This is a genomic window from Pseudonocardia sp. N23, from assembly GCF_002583555.1.
Classification (GTDB): Bacteria; Actinomycetota; Actinomycetes; order Mycobacteriales; family Pseudonocardiaceae; genus Pseudonocardia.
In genome coordinates this window covers 72,667-88,928 of sequence record NZ_BEGX01000112.1, presented here as the reverse complement: position 1 = coordinate 88,928, position 16,262 = coordinate 72,667, and the positions used below count along the sequence as shown (strand labels likewise).

The window sequence follows — 16,262 nt, the reverse complement described above, 5'->3', positions numbered from 1 at the left end:
CCGGCCGCAAGTAAACCCGCACAACATCAGTTACACCGCTCAGTTGACAGTCCCTCCGGCCCGGGGGCGTTCGGCGTTGCGGGCGGGACGGGCGGGGCGGGCGGGGCGGGCGTGCAGCACCCGGTCGACCTCGCGCCACCTGTCGACGAGCGTGGGGTCGCTCAGGACGTCGTGCTCCAGCCCGCAGACGACGAGCTGGGTCGCGAGGCCGCGGCAGCGGGAGTCGAGAAGACCATGCCGTCGAACCCGCCGGCGCGGACGGCGTGCGCGATCCGGGTGGTCTCGGCCCAGGGCGACGGATGCTTGAACAGGCTCGTCCTCACGAACGGATATTCGCATATTCAGGTGCCGTGTGGCTCACGGATGCCTTGTCCGCCGCAGAGGGACGTGATTGATTCCTGCGCATATCCGACGATGCAGGGATGGGGTCGCAACGATGCTGACCAGGGGCGCGGTACTGCGCGAGGTGCCCGGACGGTTCGAGGTGGTCGAGATGGAGCTCGACGACCCGCGGGCCGGCGAGCTCCGCGTCCGGATGGTCGCGAGCGGCCTCTGCCACTCCGACGACCACCACGCCACCGGCGACCTCAAGCCCGGGCTGCTGCCGTTCGCGGGCGGCCACGAGGGCGCGGGCGTCGTCGACGCCGTCGGCCCCGGCACCACCGGCTTCGCCGAGGGCGACCACGTCGTGTTCACGTTCCTGCCGGTGTGCGGACGCTGCCGCTGGTGCGCCCACGGCATGCAGAACCTCTGTGACCTCGGCGCCTCCCTGGCCACCGGCGCCCGCTGGGACGACCCGACCTCCTACCGGCTCTCGCTCGACGGGGCGCCCGTCGCGCAGATGGCCGGCATCTCGACGTTCTGCGAGTACACGACGGTGTCGACGTCGTCGGCGGTGAAGGTCCCGGCGGACATTCCGCTGGAGGTGGCGTGCCTGACCGGGTGCGGCGTCGGCACCGGCTGGGGCGCGGCGGTCAACTCGGCCGACGTCCGGCCGGGCGACGTCGTGATCGTCATGGGTGTCGGCGGCATCGGCATCAACGCGGTGCAGGGCGCCGCCCACGCCGGCGCCGCCGCGGTCATCGCCGTCGACCCGGTCGAGTTCAAGCGCACGACCGCACTGACGTTCGGCGCGACCCACGCCGTCGCCGACATCAGGGAGGCCGCCGAGCTGGCCCGGTCGATGACCAACGGGCAGGGCGCCGACTCCTGCATCGTGTGCCCCGGTGTGATGACGGGCACGCACGTCGGCCAGGGCCTGCGGGCGGTGCGCAAGGCCGGGACGTGCGTCGCCGTCGGCGTGGGCGACACCCGCACCGGCGACGGCGACATCCCGCTCGCCGAGCTCGTCCTGTTCCAGAAACGCCTGCAGGGCAGCCTGTTCGGGGCCAGCTCGCCGACGGCCGACATCCCGGCCCAGCTCGAGCTCTACCGCCGCGGCATCCTCAAGCTCGACGAGCTCGTGACCCGTCGCTACACCCTGGACGAGGTCGCGAAGGGCTTCGACGACCTGCACGCGGGGCTGAACATCCGCGGCGTCGTCGTGTTCTGACGCGGCTCTCTCACAGGGACGACACGACCGTGACCGGCCGCTCGTAGAGGTGCCGGTAGTGCCGCCGGACGTACTCGCTCGCCGCGTCGAGGTGGGTGAGCATCGCGGCCTCCGCGGCGGCGGCGTCATGCTGCGCGACGGCGGCGATGATCTTGCGGTGGGCCGCGAGGAGTCCGGTGAGGTTGGCGGGGCCGTACTGGATGCCGACCTCGCTGCCGTCGGCGATCGTGCTCAGCGCCGACCATTGCAGCGCGAGCACCCGGTTGTGGCTCGCGTCGGACAGCAGGGTGTGGAACTCGCGGTTGGCGGCCATGAACTCCGGGCTGCCGCGCTCCAGCCGTTCCATCAGAGTCTGGTTGGTGTGCAGGGCGTCGAGCTGGGCCGGTGTCCGGTTCACCGCGGCCTCGCGCGCGAGTGCCCGCTCCAGCACGGTCCGCGCGGCCATGACCTCGGAGAACGACACCTCCGACAGCCGCAGCATCAACGACAGCACCCGCGCGACCTTCTGCGGCTGCGGCTGCGCGACGAACGGCCCACCTCCGGCGCCCACCCGGATGTCGAGAACGCCCTGGGCCTCCAGGATGCGCAGTGCTTCGCGCATCGACGCGCGCCCCACCCCGTAGCGGGCCAGCATCTCGGCCTCGACGGGCAGCCGGTCGCCGGGGCGCAGACCGTCGTTCGCGATCCCGGCCGCGATCGACTCGGCCAGCAGCACCGGCGTCTTGCGGTGCGTGCGCGCCTGCGGCGGCGGTCCGCCCACGTCGGAGTCCCTCAGTCGGTGACGGTGCCCGCGAGCAGCGGCTCGAACGGGATGTCGGGGAACTTGCGGATGACGACTTCCATCCGCCACTTGTTGCTGAACACGGCCAGCCGCACCCCGTCGCTGCGGACCAGGACCTCGCACTCGGACTGGCTCGACAGCGCGGCCTCGCCGGCCTCGTCGGTGACCCGGGCGATCTGGTACGGCAGGACGTCGAGCCGGATCGGGGCCGAGAACTCCGACGCCATCCGCGCGGCGACGACGTCGAACTGCAGCGGGCCGACCGCGGCCAGCACCGGTGCCTGGTCACCACGCATGTCCGAGCGCAGCACCTGGATGACGCCCTCGCCGTCGAGCTGCTCGATGCCGCGGCGGAACTGCTTGGTCTTGCCGGCGTCGGCGGTCCGGGCGACGGCGAAGTGCTCCGGCGCGAAGCTCGGGATCGCGGGGAACGTCACCGGGTCCTCGGCGTAGAGGGTGTCTCCGGGGCGCAGCGCGTTGGCGTTGACCAGGCCGACGATGTCGCCCGGGAACGCCTCCTCGACGGTCGTGCGCTGGTTGCCGAACACCGACTGCGCGTACTTCGTCGCGAACGGCTTGCCCGTGGCGCCGTGGGTGAGCACCATTCCGCGCTCGAAACGGCCGGAGTTGATGCGCAGGAACGCCATCCGGTCGCGGTGGGCCTTGTCCATCCCCGCCTGCACCTTGAAGACGAGCCCGGACAGCGGGGCGTCGATCGCCCGGGGGCGGCCCTCTGCGTCCTCCCGCTCCGCCGGCGGCGGCGCCAGCGCCACCAGCGCGTCGAGCAGCCGGGCCACGCCGATGTTGGACAGTGCCGCGCCGAACAACACCGGCGTCGCCTTCCCCGAGAGGAAGTCCTTCTCGTCGAACTCCGCGCCGATCTCCGCGAGCAGGGCGATCTCGTCCTGCGCCGTGGCCCAGAACTCCGGTTCCTCCGCGGCGATCACATCAGCGGCGACGGCCTCGGCGGAGGCGCGTGTGGCCCCACCGGCGGCCCGGGTGAAGCGGGTGAACTCGCCCGTCGACACCTCGATGAGCCCGCGCAGCTCACCCGCGACCCCCAGCGGCCAGGTGACGGGCATGGGGCGCAGCCCGATCCGCTGCTCCACCTCGTCGAGCAGCTCGAGCGCCTCGCGGCCGGGTCGGTCCCACTTGTTGACGAACGTGATCACCGGGATGTGCCGGGACCGGCAGACGTCGAACAGCTTGAGGGTCTGCGGCTCGAGGCCCTTCGCCGCGTCGAGCAGCATCACCGCGGCGTCGACCGCCGCCAGGACGCGGTAGGTGTCCTCGGAGAAGTCGCCGTGGCCCGGGGTGTCGAGCAGGTTGATCACGGCACCCGCGTAGTCGAACTGCAGCACCGCACTGGACACCGAGATGCCCCGGGCGCGCTCCATCTCCATCCAGTCCGACGTGACGCCCTTGCGGCCGGACTTGCCGTGCACCGCACCAGCCGAGTCGATCACCTGCGCGTGCAGCGCCAGCGCCTCGGTCAGCGTGGACTTGCCCGCGTCGGGGTGGCTGATCACGGCGAACGAGCGACGCCTGCGCGCCTCGTCGACGATCCGGTCGGAACTGGGGGATTCGCTCATCGTCCTGCTCGTGCGTCTCGCGAACCACGGCGGATCGCGCAGCGCGCGTCGGTGGCATCGCCCGGGAGACCCGATTTTACGTCGCCACCTCTTCCCGGGCGCCGACCAGGTCCTGCTGATCTCGGCGTCGATCCGCGGTGAGGGCGCGGCCGTCTCGCGGTGGCTTCCCGCCGACGGACCGTCGCGCGATCCCCTCGGAATGCTCACGCCGCGGCTGCGGCAGATCACCGAACTCGTCGGCGCGGGCTGCACCGACGCGGCGATCGCGCGTCGCACCGGGCCGACGCTCGACACCGTCGAGAAGTACGTCAGCCAGGTCCTGGTCCTGACCGGCTGCGCGAACAGGACGGCGCTCGCCCTGGTGGTCGCCCGCTGCCGGGCACGGGTCAGTGGAGGGTGACCTCGTCACCGACGCGGACCGTCCCGCCCTGCACGACCTCGGCGTAGCAGCCCGCGCACGGCAGCACCCCGAACCCCGGGACGTCGACGCGGTTGGCAGTCAGCACCGACCGCACCGCCTGCGGGGACCGCGGCAGGTCGCCGTGTTCGAGGGTGGGGACCGAGCAACGAGGCGTCGGCACCGAGATGCGCAGGACCGTCCCGTCGCCGACGTGCAGCTCACGTCCCAGCCACTCGTTCTCGACGAACGCCGGCGTGCCCGGCGGGGTCTCCAGCACCAGGTTCGGGCGGTACCGGATGTGCTCGACACCGACCTCGTCGAGAGTGGCGCTCGTGATCAGGTGCAGCGGCGCGTAGTCGACGAACGTCGTCCCCGGGGTGCCCATCCCGATCTCCAGCGTCGCGGCGGGGACGGCGGCCTCCACCCCCTCGGCGAGGACGTCCTCCGGATCCGGCCGCTCGACGGTCGCGCCCTCGGGACGGTCGGTGGCGACGCGCACGATCCGGCCCAGCTCGGCGGACAGCCGCTCGTCGACATCCGGGGACGCGGCGTCGAGGGTCCACCCCGCGGGGGAGGTGATGACGACGTGCCCGTCGTCGACCGTCGCGGAGTACTTGAGCAGGTTGCGCCACAGCCGCGGGTGCTTCGCGGTGGCGACGAGCCCGGACTCGTCGTCGATCACTGCGACGCCGCGGTCGCTGAGCAGCCCCGCGGCGTCGACCCGGCCCTCGGTGATCCGCTCACCGAGCATCGACTTCACCGGGTACCGCCACATCGTCGTGACCTGCATCGGCGAAGCTTATGCAGCCGCGGGCCCGACGGGGAACTTGTGGTCAGGACCTGACCGCTACGCACGCGGCCATGTCCGCATGCCGAACCGCCTGACGTCCCGGGCGCTCAACCGCGCCGCGCTCGCCCGGCAGCTCCTGCGCGACCGCGCCGACCGACCGTCCACGACGCCGTCGCGCACCTCGGCGGCGTGCAGGCGCAGGAGCTGTTCGTCGGGCTGTGGTCGCGGCTGCGCGGGTTCGACCCGGCCGAGCTGAATGTGGGTCGCCCGCGGGAGAGCGTGCGGTTCTTCGCGGGCGTCTCCGCATCCCCGAGACGCACCGTGCGGGCACGTTCCGCCGCTGAGTCCCGGCCGCGGAGCGAACGAACGGCACAGGCGCGCAAGTCGGCCGCGCGACTGTGCCGCCCGTTCTCTTCGGGGCGGCGTGTCCTCACTCGGCGGAGTGAATCCTTGCAGCACGGTGTCCTCTCACCGAGACATCTTGCGGGAGCAAACGCCGGGTCTGACCCGCCGTTATCCAGCAGGTACCGCTGAGTAACCAACAATTCGGTGTCGACGCGTCACGTCACCGTGGAATGCCGTCCTCGTTGTCGGGCTCGTACCCGGTCACTCCCCTCGACCGGGTCGTCCCCGGAGCAGAGGACACGCATGGCCCACCACAGACTCGCGTCGCCGCCGAAGGAGACCGGCCTGCACCGGTCGGTCGGCCGCCGGAAGTTCCTCGGATACCTCATCGCCGCACCGACGCTCGTCGTCGCCGCCGAACTCGGGCGTGAGCAGATCTTCGGCGCACCTGAGGCCTCCGCGGCCGCACTCCCGTCAGCACCGCAGACGCCCGAGGTCTACGACCTCCTCGACGCCCTGCGTGACGCCGCGCGCCCGACCGCCAACCTGATCAGGGTCGAGGTCAACCGCGATGGCACGGTGTCGTTCGCGCTGCCCCGCTCCGACAACGGCCAGGGCATCGTGACCTCGACGCAGATGATCATCGCCGAGGAGATGGGACTCGACGTCGACCAGGTCCGGGTCACGCTCGCGGACGCCCGTCCCGAACTGCTGTTCAACCAGATCACCGGCGGGTCGAGCACCACCTTCACGACATACACGGCGATCCGGGTCGCAGCGGCGCTGGCGCAGGGCCGGCTCCTGGAGGCCGGAGCGCAGCTGCTCGCTCAGGACGTCCGCACCGTCACGTCGCGCAAGGGTCTGATCCTCGGGGCCGGCGGCCGGTCGGTCCCGTTCTCGGCCCTCGCCGAGAAGGCTGCGAGCGCGACGACAGAGCAGGTCGAGGTGACGCTCAAGGCGCGGGAAGAGTTCACCGTCATCGGCAAGCCGCACAACAAGACCGATGCCCGCGACATCGTCACCGGCCGCAAGGTCTTCGCCACCGACCTGAAGATCCCCGACGCGCTGCCGACGGTCATCTGCCGGGCGCCCGACCTCAACGGCACCCCGGACGACGTCGACAACCTCGACGACGTCCGCTCGATGCCGGGTGTCACCGACGTCGAGGTCGTCACGACGGGCGTCGCGGTCCGAGCGCGGACGTTCGGCCAGGCCATCGACGCCGTCAACGCGCTGCAGGTGAGCTGGAACCGCGGCACCGTCGCCGGGGAGGACGACGAGTCGGTGCTGCGCCGGGTGCGGGCGGCCGAGCTGCCGATGGCCGTCCCCGCTGGTGTCGGCAAGACCGTCGACCGCGCGTTCACGTTCTACTTCGCCAGCAACAGCTCGCTGGAGACGAACTGCTGCATCGCCGATGTGCGCGAGGACCGGGCCGAGCTGTGGGGCCCGATGAAGAACCCCATCGCCGCGCAGGGCGACATCGCCAAGATCGTCGACCTCCCGATCAGCAAGGTGACCGTGCACGTCACCCAGGGCGGCGGGTCGTTCGGGCGCAAGCTGTTCTACGACGCGGCGCTCGAGGCCGCCGAGTGCTCCAAGGCGTTCGGCAAGCCGGTCAAGCTGATGTGGACCCGCGCCGACGACTCCCGGCAGGGCCGCGTCCACCCGCTGTCGACGAGCCGCGTCCGCGCGCAGGTCGGCGCCGACGCCGTGCTCAGCTACGAACAGCGCCACACCAGCGTCGCCACCCAGATCAACCCCGGCTTCGGCGAGCCCATCACGGCCGCGGCCGTCAAGGCGCCCCTCGGGAACCTCACGCTCTCGGAGAGCATCTTCGAGCTCACCCAGGTCACCCCGTACGAGTTCGGCGTCTCGACACGGCTGCTCAACGAGGTCGACATGCGCTTCAACACGAGCGCGATGCGCAACATCTACTCGCCCAACGTCGCCACCGCCCGCGAGCTGATGGTCGACGAGCTCGCCGCGACGATGGGCAAGGACCCCTACGAGTTCCGCCGCGAGTTCCTCCGCGGCGAGCGGCTGCGCGCGGTGCTCGACGCCGTCGCGAAGGAGGGCCGCTGGGGTCGCTCGATGAAGAAGGGCACCGCCCAGGGCCTCGGCGTCCACACCGAGTACAAGGCCGCGACCGCGGCGCTCGTCGAGATCGACTGCCGGCCCGAGACCGTCGACCGGCCCATCCGCGAGGGTGTGACCGGCCCCCGCGTCACCCGGGTGACCTTCGCGGTCGACGTAGGGCTCGTGATCAACCCGCGCGGCCTCGAGGCGCAGATGATGGGCGGGATCAACGACGCCATCGCGATGATCCTCACCTCCAGCCTGCACCTCACCGACGGCCACTTCGTCGAGGCCAGTTGGGACAACTACTTCTACACGCGGCAGTGGAACACCCCGCCGGAGCTCAACATCGTGCTCGTCGAGTCCGACGCGCCCGAGCCGGGCGGGGCGGGCGAGCTCGGGCTCTCCGCCGCGTGCGGGGCCATCGCCACGGCCTACGCGCGGGCGACCGGGACGGTCCCCGAGTACTTCCCGATCAACCACCGGGACCCGTTCCCGTTCGAGCCGAAACCGCTGGTCCCGCCGATCCCCGAGTCGCCGACCGACGGCCTCGACCACACCTACTGACCGGGAGCGTCATGTCCACGCACAGCTTCACGCTCAACGGCGAGCGCGTCACGGTCGACGTCGAGGACGACGTCCGGCTGCTCTGGGTCATCCGCGACATCCTCGGGGTGACCGGCCCGAAGTACGGCTGCGGCATCAACGTCTGCAAGGCGTGCACCAGCCACATCAACGGCAAGGCGTTCAACCCGTGTTCGGTGCCGGTCGGCGCGATCTCCGACGACGACGAGGTCACGACGATCGAGGGCCTGGCCGACGGGGAGACCCTGCACCCGATGCAGGAGGCGTGGCTCGACCGCGACGTCGCCCAGTGCGGCTACTGCCAGCCCGGCCAGATCATGGCGGCCGTTGCCAAGGTCAACCAGTGCCGCGCCGAGGGCCGCGACGTCGACGACGAGGCCATCGAGGAGATCCGCAACATCTGCCGCTGCGGCACCTACAACCGGATCCGCGAGGCCATCAAGGCCGGCGCGGACAACATGTGAGGCACCCCGTGAAGAAGACGATCATCGCCGCTCTCGCACTCGGGGGCGCGGTCCTGCCGACCGGAACGGCGCTCGCCGACGAGGCACCTCCGAGCGACGCCGCCCAGGCCGTCAGCGCGGTCGGGGCGACGGGCGCGAACGCGGCGGCGTCGTTCCTCGACGCCGCGAACGGCAACGGCCCGACCGGCGCCGACGGCACCGAGTCCGAGGTGCCGGCCCCGTCGTACAACTGGGTCGAGGGCCCGGCGAGCGGGCTGCTCAACGGCCCGTTCGACTGACCTGTCCTGGCCCCCGGCCCCCCACGGACGGGAACGAACGGCACAGTCGCGCAACTGAATCGCGCGACTGTGCCGTCGTGGCAGGAGGGGCGGTGCGGCCGATCCGCGACATTCGCCGGCCGGATGCATCGGTGAGCCTCACCCGATGTCGGCGCGTGCCTGCTCTGACCCGCCGTCGCTTCCTGTCCGTCGGTGCCGCTGCGGCGGCCGGCCCCGCCCTCGCCCTCGCCGGGTGCGCAACGGGCCGAGCGGCTCTGGCCACCGCGAGGGACTCGCCGTTCGAGGGCCTGCCCGCGGCGTCCTGACCTGGGCGCTATTCGAGGATCCGGCCGGTCGCAACCGTGTGGTAGTGCCCGCCGGCGAGCAGCAGGACGCGGTCGATCTTCGTCCGTACCGGCGACAGCTCCATCTCCGAGGTGGCCCCGTCCCCGAGTGCGCCGAACCGGTTGAAGCCCCACGCCCACAGTGACCCGTCGGTGCGGACCGCGAGACCGACGAACATCCCGGTCGCGATCGTCGTGACGCGGCCGAGGCCGGCCAGCTTCTTCGGCTTCGTGCTCCGGTCGGTCGTGCCGTCGCCGAGCGTGCCCATCCGGTTGTCGCCCCACACCCAGACCTGCCCGTCGGAGTCCAGCGCGAGGCTGTGCTCGAGCGACGCCGCGACGGCGACGATCGTGACGTCCTCGTCGAACCGCACAGCGGTCGGTGTGAGGACGGGCGGGGTAGTGCCGTCACCTGCCCCGATCCCGAGGCCGAGCTGCCCGCTGTCGGCGCTGCCCCACGCCCAGACCTCGCCGTTCTCGTCGATCGCGAGCGTGTGCACGCCGGAGGTGCTGATCGCGACGGGTGCGTACCGACCCGGCCACTGGGCCCGCACAGGGGTGACGACGCCGCCGGTCGGTGCCGTCGCGGTCCCGGTGCCGAGCTGCCCGGAGTTGTTCGCACCCCACCCCCAGATCACTCCCTCCTGGTCCAGGACGAGGGTGTGGTGGAACCCGCCCTGCACGGCGACGACGCCGTCGATCGCGACCCGCTGCGGCTGGTGGGCCTCGTCGACGTGCGCGCCGAGCCCGAGGCAGCCGTAGATGTTCGAGCCCCACGTCCACACCGAGCCGTCGCCCCGCAGCGCGACGCTGTGGGAGTAGCCCGCGCCGACCGCGACCACGCCGTCGAGGCCCGGGACCTGGACGGGCTCGTCGCGGTGTGTGGTGCCGCCGTCGCCCAGCTGGCCGGAGCTGTTGATCCCCCAGGCCCAGACCGAACCGTCGTTCTTCGCGACGAGGGTGTGCCCCATCGCGGCGACCGCCGCGACGTCGGCCGGCCGGCCGGCCGGGTGGATCGGGCGCGAACTGTCCTGGTCGTCACCGTTGCCGAGCTGCCCGTTCTCGCCGAACCCCCAGGTGAGGACCTCGGCGTCGATCGCGGGCAACGGCTCCGGGCAGCCGCCGAAGTCCTGGACGAACGTCGCCGCACCGTCGGCCGCCTCCGACCCGTCGCCCACGCTGGAGGTGCCCAGGGCGATGCCGATGCCGGTCTCGGTGTAGTCGGGGCTGAGCATCGTCTTCCGGTGACCGTCGCTGCCCATCCACCAGTCGACGGCCTCCCGCGGCGAGATGCCGACGGGCGTCGCTCCCTGGTACCAGCCGGCGTAGCCGTTCTCGTTGACGGCAACGGAGTGGTCGGCGGGGCAGTACCCGGACCGGTGGATGCGGTCCTGTTCGTTGCGGCCCGTCTCCGGGTTGGTGTGGATGATCGGGCCGCCACCTGCCCACCACTTGATGCGGACGGCGGCGGTCGCGTGTTCGCGGGCGACACGGCGCAGGGTGAGGTTCATCGTCAGCGCGCGCACCCCGGCGTCCGAGCGATGCTCGTTGACGAGGCAGAGGACAGCGGCTTCGGCCTGGGCCGCGGTCAGCTCGTTCACCGGGGTGTCGGCGTCGGGGCAGGCCATGGGGCACGTCCTTCCCGGACCGCCGCACGTCGGTGTCCGTCGTCGGGGGACTCGCGGTCGGTGATCGGGTCGTTACCCCGATTGACCCGGCGCGTCGGCGTGGGGGACTCTCGCGACTGTCCGACCCGGAAGGTGTGATCGATGGACGTCGCCGAACTGCTTGCGCGCGAAGAGATCCGTGACGTCCTGCTGCGCTACTGCCGCGGCGTCGACCGTGGTGACCTCGCGCTGCTCCGGTCGGTCTACCACCCGGACGCGACCGACGACCACGGCATGTTCCGCGGCAACGGCCACGAGTTCGCCGAGTGGATCCTCGGCCGGCCCGGCCGCGACGACCTGGTGACGCAGCACCATCTGACGAACGTCGTCATCGAGGTCGACGGCGACGTCGCCCGGGCCGAGACCTACTTCGCCGCCGTGCACCGCCGCCCGGGCCCGCCGGTGTCGGTGGGGCAGTTCGGCGGACGCTACGTCGACCGGCTCGCCCGTCGTGACGGGGTGTGGCGCATCGCGGAGCGCGTCGTCGTCCACGACTGGAGCCTGCGCGAGACCGTCGGCCCGGAGTGGGACGGCCTCGACGCGTTCGCCCGCGGCGCCCAGGCTCCTGACGACGTCGGCCACCGGCTCCTCGCGGGCGACTAGCTCTCCACGGACTCGGCGAGGCCCGTGCGGAGACGGTTCATCGTGGCCGCGTAGGCCTCGGGGAGGTCGACGTCGAGCCGGTCGGCGAGGACGAAGAGCCACCACAGGCACTCGGCGAGCTCGTGGCGCAGCTCGGCGCCGGTGTCACCGGCGATGTCCCACGTCTTCTCGGCGGCCAGGACGAGGCGGGCGACGTAGGTGGCGTCGTGGGTGAAGCCGACGGCCAGTTCGGGGTGGTCCAGGTGCGCCCCAGCAGCCGCCCTTCCAGCGTCTCGTAGCGCTCGCGCACCTCGCGGGCCCGGGACCGGGCGTCGGTCGGTCCCGTGGCGTCGGTCGTGGTTCCTCCGTCGTGGGCTCAGGTCGTGCGAGGCCGACGGTGGGTCGCGGCACCGGCAGAACCGGGCCGGCGCCGGTCAGGTGAAGGCGACGCAGACCGGGTTCGCGGTGCGCACCGTTGCGAGGTGGGTCAGCGAGCCGGTGTCGTCGTCGAAGGTGAACGCGGCGAGGTCGTCACTGTTCTGGTTGCCCAGCAGCACGGTCCGGCCGTCGGGGGACAGGGCGAGCTCGCGGGGCCACCGCCCGCGTCCGGGCTCGGTGTGGACGAGCACCGGCACGTCGTCGTCGACGCGCAGCACGGCGATGCTGTCGTGCCCGCGGTTGGACACCAGCAGGTGCCGGCCCGACGGGCTGACGCGGATGGCGGCGGTCTGGTTGAGCTCGGTGACGTCGGCCGGGATCGTGGAGACGACCGCGGTGCGGCGGAACCGGTCGCCGTCGCGACGCAGGGCGACGACGGTGCTGCCGAGCTCGCACAGCAGGTAGAGCCGCTCGCCGTCGGGATGGAAGGCCAGGTGCCGGGGGCCGTGGCCCGCGGGGGCGGCGATCCGGGCGCCGGGGCGTTCGGCGAGGGTGCCGTCGGTGCCCAGGGAGTAGACGACGACGGCGTCCATGCCCAGGTCGGGGACGAGGACGTCGCTGGTGCGGGGGTCGATGCCGATCATGTGGGCGTGCGCGGCGGTCTGCCGGCGCGGGTGCACGCTCGAACCCTCGTGCTGGACGACGGCGGTGGGCTCGCCGATGTCGCCGTCGGGGCCGAGGGGGAAGACCGACACGGAGCCGGAGTGGTAGTTGGCGGCCAGCACGAACCGCCCACCGGGGTCGACCACGACGTGGCAGGTGCCGGCGCCGGACGGGCGGCGCGACATCGGGGTGAGCGCTCCGGTGGCGGGGTCGCGGGCGAAGGCGGCGACGGTGCCCCCGGTGCGGTCGCCGTGGTCGGCGGACTCGTCGGCGGCGTAGAGGGCGCGGCCGTCGGCGGTGAGCGCGAGGTAGGACGGGTTGCGGGTGCGGGCGAGCAGGGTGACCGGGCCGAACACGCCGGTCGTGGTGTCGAGGCTCGTGCCGAGGATGCCCTCGTTGTGGCCGTCGACGTGCCCGAGGGCCGTGGTGTAGGTGCCGACGACCAGCGCCAGGACGGGCAAGGGGACCTCCGTTGGTCGGGCCGTCGCGGACGTCACGGTACCCGGCTTGTTTGCTTAGCGGCAAGCAACTATCGTGGACGCATGCGCGCCGCTCCCGGACTCCGTACGGCACCCGCCACGGGATCGGTGATGTCCGACGAGCCACTCCCCGGCCGCTGGCTCGTCTTCGGCGTCGTCGGCCTCGCCCTGCTGCTCGGCTCCATCGACCAGACCTCCGTCGCCACCGCACTCCCGACCATGCAGGCGGACCTCGGCGGCTCACTCAGCTGGATCGGGTGGACGATCACGATCTACTCCGTCGGCCAGATCGTCGCCCTGCCCATCGCGGGCCGGCTCAGCGACCAGTTCGGCCGCCGCACCGTCTTCCTCGCCGCCGTCACCGTGTTCACGGTGACCTCGCTGCTCGCGGGTCTCGCCGGCAACATCGCCTTCCTGATCGCGGCCCGCGCCGTCCAGGGCCTCGCCGCCGGCGCGATCATGCCCGCCGCAACCGGGATCGTCGCGGAACGCTTCGGCCGCAACCGCGACCGCGCCATCGGCCTGTTCACCAGCATCTTCCCGATCGGTGCGATCGTCGGACCCGTCGTGGGCGGCATCCTCGTCACCTACACCTCGTGGCGGGCGATCTTCTTCGTCAACCTGCCGCTCGGCGTGATCATCGTGATCGGTGGGCTGCTGCTGATCGGCCGCGGCGGCGGCCGCCGCATCCAGACCTCCGCCATCGACTTCGGCGGCATCGGCCTGCTCACCCTCGTCCTCGTCGCCGGGATGACCACGGTGACCGCGATCGGTGGCAGCGGCGACCCCCTGTTCCGCTGGGGTCTCGTCGGTGGCGCGGCCCTCGTCACCGGGATCGCCGTGTGGATGTTCTTGCACCACGCGCGGGTGAAGGACAACGCGGTCGTGCCGATGCGGCTGCTGCGCGGCAAGGTGTTCGGCCCGCTCAACGTCATCAACGTGCTGTTCGGGGCGGGCGCCCTCGGCTTCTCGACGCTCGTCCCCCTCTACGCCGAGCACCGCTACGGGCTCGGCCCGCTCGTCGCCGGCAGCCTGCTGTCGGTCCGGGCCATCGCCATGATCGCGACGTCGTCACTGTCGGTGGCGCTGCTGCGCACCGTCGGCACCCGCCGGCTGATGCTCATCGGCTACGCGGGCATGGCCGTCGGAACCGGGCTGCTCGCCGTCCCGCCGCCCAGCGGGATGTCGGCGGAGCTGTGGCTGTCGATCACCGCCGGCATCGCCGGGCTGGGCATGGGCGCCGCCGCGCCGTCGAGCAACAACGCCTCGATGCACCTGGCCAAGGACGAGATCTCCGCGATCGCCGGCCTGCGTGCGATGTTCCGGCAGTCCGGTGGCATCGCCGGCATCTCGATGACGACGGCGATCATCTCGCTCGCCGCCAACCCCGGGGTGGCGCAGGGCTACGCGTTCCTCGGCTTCGCCGTCCTGCTGCTCGTCGCCCTGCCGGTCATCTTCGCCCTGCCGGACCACCGCGGCTCCTGGTGACCGCCTGCTCACTCCGGGCGTAACGTTCGGGCGTTCCGTCCCGAGTGGACCCTCGCCGAGAGCTGTCCCGTCAGGGTCGGCCCGACCGAGACGAGGACGTCACATGGGGACCGACGCACCTGCCGCGCACGACGGCACGACCGACGTCCTGGTCGTCGGTGCCGGGCCGATCGGGCTGACCGCCGCCCTGGAGCTGCGGCGTCGTGGGGTGGAGTGCCGGGTCGTCGACAAGCTGTACGAGCCACCCCAGTACGCCAAGGCCGTCGGTGTGCAGGCCCGGACGCTGGAGCTGTGGGAGAAGTCCGGCGTGCTGCCGGCGATGCTCGACGCGGGCGTCCCGATGTTCGGCCAGCTCGTCCACCGCAACGGCGAGCAGGTCGCGAACATCGAGATCACGTTGCCTCCCGACATGTCCTACGGCTTCATGGCGTTGCCGCAGTACGAGACCGAGCGGCTGCTGCGCGAGGCGCTCGCGGAACAGGGCGTCGTGGTCGAGCGCGGGCTGGAGCTGGTGGCGTTCACCCAGGGCGACGAGGGTGTGACCGCGGAGCTCGCCGGCCCCGGCGGCTCGGAGACGGTGCGGGCGAGCTACCTCGTCGGTGGCGACGGTGCGCACAGTATCGTCCGCAAGTCGCTCGGCCTGAGCTTCGAGGGCGGGGCGTTCGCCGAGGAGTACATGCTGGGCGACGTCGAGGTCGACTGGTCACTGCCGCGGGGCGTCAGCATCCGCGCGACGACCGAGGTCGACGGCAAGGTCGTCGACGCATTGATCTGCATCCCGCTGCCCGGCCACAAGCGCTACCGGATGTCGATGCTGGTCCCGCCCGAGCTGTCGACGACGGCGCCCGGCCCGGGGGAGATCGCGCACGGATTCGAGGCGGGCCGCGCCCCCGAGCTGCACCACATCCAGGCGGTGCTCGACCGGCTCTCGCCCGAGCCGACGACGGCGCGGAACCTGCGATGGTCGTCGGTGTTCCGGATCAGCCACCGGATCGCGGGCGCCTACTCCGGCGGCCGCGCATTCATCGCGGGCGACGCCGCCCACATCCACCCGCCGACGGGTGCGCAGGGCATGAACACCGGCATCCAGGACGCCGTGAACCTGGCCTGGAAGCTGGCGGCCGCCGTCCACGGCACCGCGGCCCCGGGGCTGCTCGACAGCTACGACGCCGAGCGCAGGCCCGTCGGCGAGGAGGTCGTCGGGCGGACGGTCGAGGCCGCGTCGACCGGCGTGCAGTTCGACGACGCCGACCCGTTCCTGGCGGTCCGCCGCGAGGCGCAGCTGCTGGTGGGGTACCGCGGCAGCCCGATCGTCGGGCCGGTCGACGACACCCTGCCCGTCGGGGCGCCGCAGGCCGGCGACCGCGCGCCCGACGTGCGGGGGCTCGTCCGCGAGATCGTGCAGTTCCCGGTCCGGCTGTTCGAGCTGCTGCGCGCCCCGGGGCACACGCTCGTGGCGTACGCCGACACCGATGCGACGGCCGCCACGATCGACGGCATGGTCGTCGCCGCACGGGCGGCGCTCGGCGACGACGTCCACGCCTACGCGGTGCTGGCCGACGGAGTCGAGGTCGCCGACCTGCAGGTCCCGGCGGTGCGCGACGCCGGGGGCAGGTTCCGGGAGACGTACGCGGCGGCCGACGGGACGATGCTGGCCGTGCGGCCGGACGGGTACGTCGGGTACCGCGGGAGCGTTGCCGACGTCGCCGGGCTCGTCGGTTATGCGGGTTTGGTGGTGGCGCCCGCGCAGGTGCCCGTCGCGGGGTGACCCGGATCACGTCGTGCCCGGTTGCAGGGTGTGGCCGCGGCGGAAAGGGTC

Annotated in this window: 14 protein-coding genes and 1 pseudogene; 9 read left to right on the top strand and 6 right to left on the bottom strand. The window is 72.2% G+C overall.

Annotation, left to right across the window (positions count from 1 at the left end):
* Window positions 1–161: 161 nt before the first annotated feature.
* Window positions 162–323 (bottom strand): hypothetical protein, encoded by a 162-nt coding sequence (locus TOK_RS32870; protein ID WP_172457749.1) that lies wholly within the window; start codon window positions 321–323, stop codon window positions 162–164.
* Between the two features lie 113 nt (window positions 324–436).
* On the opposite strand from TOK_RS32870, the gene TOK_RS24280 reads away from it, so the two are divergent.
* Entirely contained in the window at window positions 437–1,552 is a 1,116-nt protein-coding gene (locus TOK_RS24280; RefSeq protein ID WP_098960306.1) for an NDMA-dependent alcohol dehydrogenase, read from the top strand.
* 10 nt (window positions 1,553–1,562) lie between these two features.
* Here TOK_RS24280 and TOK_RS24275 read toward each other — a convergent pair whose 3' ends face one another.
* Window positions 1,563–2,312, bottom strand: a complete 750-nt coding sequence (locus tag TOK_RS24275; protein ID WP_172457748.1) for a FadR/GntR family transcriptional regulator — start codon at window positions 2,310–2,312, stop codon at window positions 1,563–1,565.
* 11 nt (window positions 2,313–2,323) lie between these two features.
* Window positions 2,324–3,925: a peptide chain release factor 3 gene (locus tag TOK_RS24270; protein WP_098960304.1), complete on the bottom strand. Its 1,602-nt coding sequence runs from the start codon at window positions 3,923–3,925 to the stop codon at window positions 2,324–2,326.
* A 10-nt stretch (window positions 3,926–3,935) separates the two neighbouring features.
* Here TOK_RS24270 and TOK_RS24265 point away from each other — a divergent pair, with 10 nt between their 5' ends.
* Window positions 3,936–4,325, top strand: a complete 390-nt coding sequence (locus tag TOK_RS24265) for a hypothetical protein (protein WP_098960303.1) — start codon at window positions 3,936–3,938, stop codon at window positions 4,323–4,325.
* Here TOK_RS24265 and TOK_RS24260 read toward each other — a convergent pair.
* Complete coding sequence (locus TOK_RS24260) at window positions 4,312–5,115, bottom strand: MOSC domain-containing protein (protein WP_098960302.1); 804 nt, start codon at window positions 5,113–5,115, stop codon at window positions 4,312–4,314. The genes TOK_RS24265 and TOK_RS24260 overlap by 14 nt on opposite strands.
* A gap of 79 nt (window positions 5,116–5,194) precedes the next feature.
* Between TOK_RS24260 and TOK_RS34430 the strand changes: the two are divergent.
* The 4 genes and pseudogenes from TOK_RS34430 to TOK_RS32865 form a co-directional block, all read left to right on the top strand.
* Window positions 5,195–5,373: pseudogene (locus tag TOK_RS34430) on the top strand (winged helix DNA-binding domain-containing protein); the annotation flags it as partial.
* Window positions 5,374–5,763: 390 nt separating this feature from the next.
* On the top strand, window positions 5,764–8,103 hold the full coding sequence (locus TOK_RS24250; RefSeq protein WP_098960301.1) for a molybdopterin cofactor-binding domain-containing protein: 2,340 nt from the start codon (window positions 5,764–5,766) through the stop codon (window positions 8,101–8,103).
* Window positions 8,104–8,114: 11 nt separating this feature from the next.
* Window positions 8,115–8,585: a (2Fe-2S)-binding protein gene (locus tag TOK_RS24245; RefSeq protein ID WP_098960300.1), complete on the top strand. Its 471-nt coding sequence runs from the start codon at window positions 8,115–8,117 to the stop codon at window positions 8,583–8,585.
* Complete coding sequence (locus TOK_RS32865; RefSeq protein ID WP_216362087.1) at window positions 8,582–8,863, top strand: hypothetical protein; 282 nt, start codon at window positions 8,582–8,584, stop codon at window positions 8,861–8,863. The genes TOK_RS24245 and TOK_RS32865 overlap by 4 nt, the downstream gene beginning before the upstream one ends.
* A gap of 313 nt (window positions 8,864–9,176) precedes the next feature.
* Here TOK_RS32865 and TOK_RS24235 read toward each other — a convergent pair whose 3' ends face one another.
* Window positions 9,177–10,814 (bottom strand): CAP domain-containing protein, encoded by a 1,638-nt coding sequence (locus TOK_RS24235; protein WP_098960298.1) that lies wholly within the window; start codon window positions 10,812–10,814, stop codon window positions 9,177–9,179.
* A gap of 141 nt (window positions 10,815–10,955) precedes the next feature.
* On the opposite strand from TOK_RS24235, the gene TOK_RS24230 reads away from it, so the two are divergent.
* Window positions 10,956–11,456, top strand: a complete 501-nt coding sequence (locus tag TOK_RS24230; protein ID WP_098960297.1) for a nuclear transport factor 2 family protein — start codon at window positions 10,956–10,958, stop codon at window positions 11,454–11,456.
* Between the two features lie 413 nt (window positions 11,457–11,869).
* On the opposite strand, the gene TOK_RS24220 is transcribed toward TOK_RS24230, so the two are convergent.
* The gene (locus tag TOK_RS24220; protein WP_172457747.1) at window positions 11,870–12,937 is read right to left on the bottom strand and encodes a lactonase family protein; all 1,068 of its coding nucleotides are present in this window, start codon (window positions 12,935–12,937) and stop codon (window positions 11,870–11,872) included.
* 129 nt (window positions 12,938–13,066) lie between these two features.
* Here TOK_RS24220 and TOK_RS24215 point away from each other — a divergent pair, with 129 nt between their 5' ends.
* Window positions 13,067–14,443, top strand: a complete 1,377-nt coding sequence (locus TOK_RS24215; protein WP_253258608.1) for an MFS transporter — start codon at window positions 13,067–13,069, stop codon at window positions 14,441–14,443.
* 103 nt (window positions 14,444–14,546) lie between these two features.
* Window positions 14,547–16,211: an FAD-dependent monooxygenase gene (locus tag TOK_RS24210; protein ID WP_098960294.1), complete on the top strand. Its 1,665-nt coding sequence runs from the start codon at window positions 14,547–14,549 to the stop codon at window positions 16,209–16,211.
* The last annotated feature ends 51 nt before the right edge of the window (window positions 16,212–16,262 follow it).

Excerpts from the sequence above, each read along its gene's own strand:
- TOK_RS24280 (WP_098960306.1), top strand. The coding sequence starts at position 437 with ATGCTGACCAGGGGCGCGGTACTGCGCGAGGTGCCCGGACGGTTCGAG.
- TOK_RS24270 (WP_098960304.1), bottom strand. The coding sequence starts at position 3,925 with ATGAGCGAATCCCCCAGTTCCGACCGGATCGTCGACGAGGCGCGCAGG.
- TOK_RS24260 (WP_098960302.1), bottom strand. The coding sequence starts at position 5,115 with ATGCAGGTCACGACGATGTGGCGGTACCCGGTGAAGTCGATGCTCGGT.
- TOK_RS24250 (WP_098960301.1), top strand. The coding sequence starts at position 5,764 with ATGGCCCACCACAGACTCGCGTCGCCGCCGAAGGAGACCGGCCTGCAC.
- TOK_RS24245 (WP_098960300.1), top strand. The coding sequence starts at position 8,115 with ATGTCCACGCACAGCTTCACGCTCAACGGCGAGCGCGTCACGGTCGAC.
- TOK_RS24235 (WP_098960298.1), bottom strand. The coding sequence starts at position 10,814 with ATGGCCTGCCCCGACGCCGACACCCCGGTGAACGAGCTGACCGCGGCC.
- TOK_RS24230 (WP_098960297.1), top strand. The coding sequence starts at position 10,956 with ATGGACGTCGCCGAACTGCTTGCGCGCGAAGAGATCCGTGACGTCCTG.
- TOK_RS24215 (WP_253258608.1), top strand. The coding sequence starts at position 13,067 with ATGTCCGACGAGCCACTCCCCGGCCGCTGGCTCGTCTTCGGCGTCGTC.
- TOK_RS24210 (WP_098960294.1), top strand. The coding sequence starts at position 14,547 with ATGGGGACCGACGCACCTGCCGCGCACGACGGCACGACCGACGTCCTG.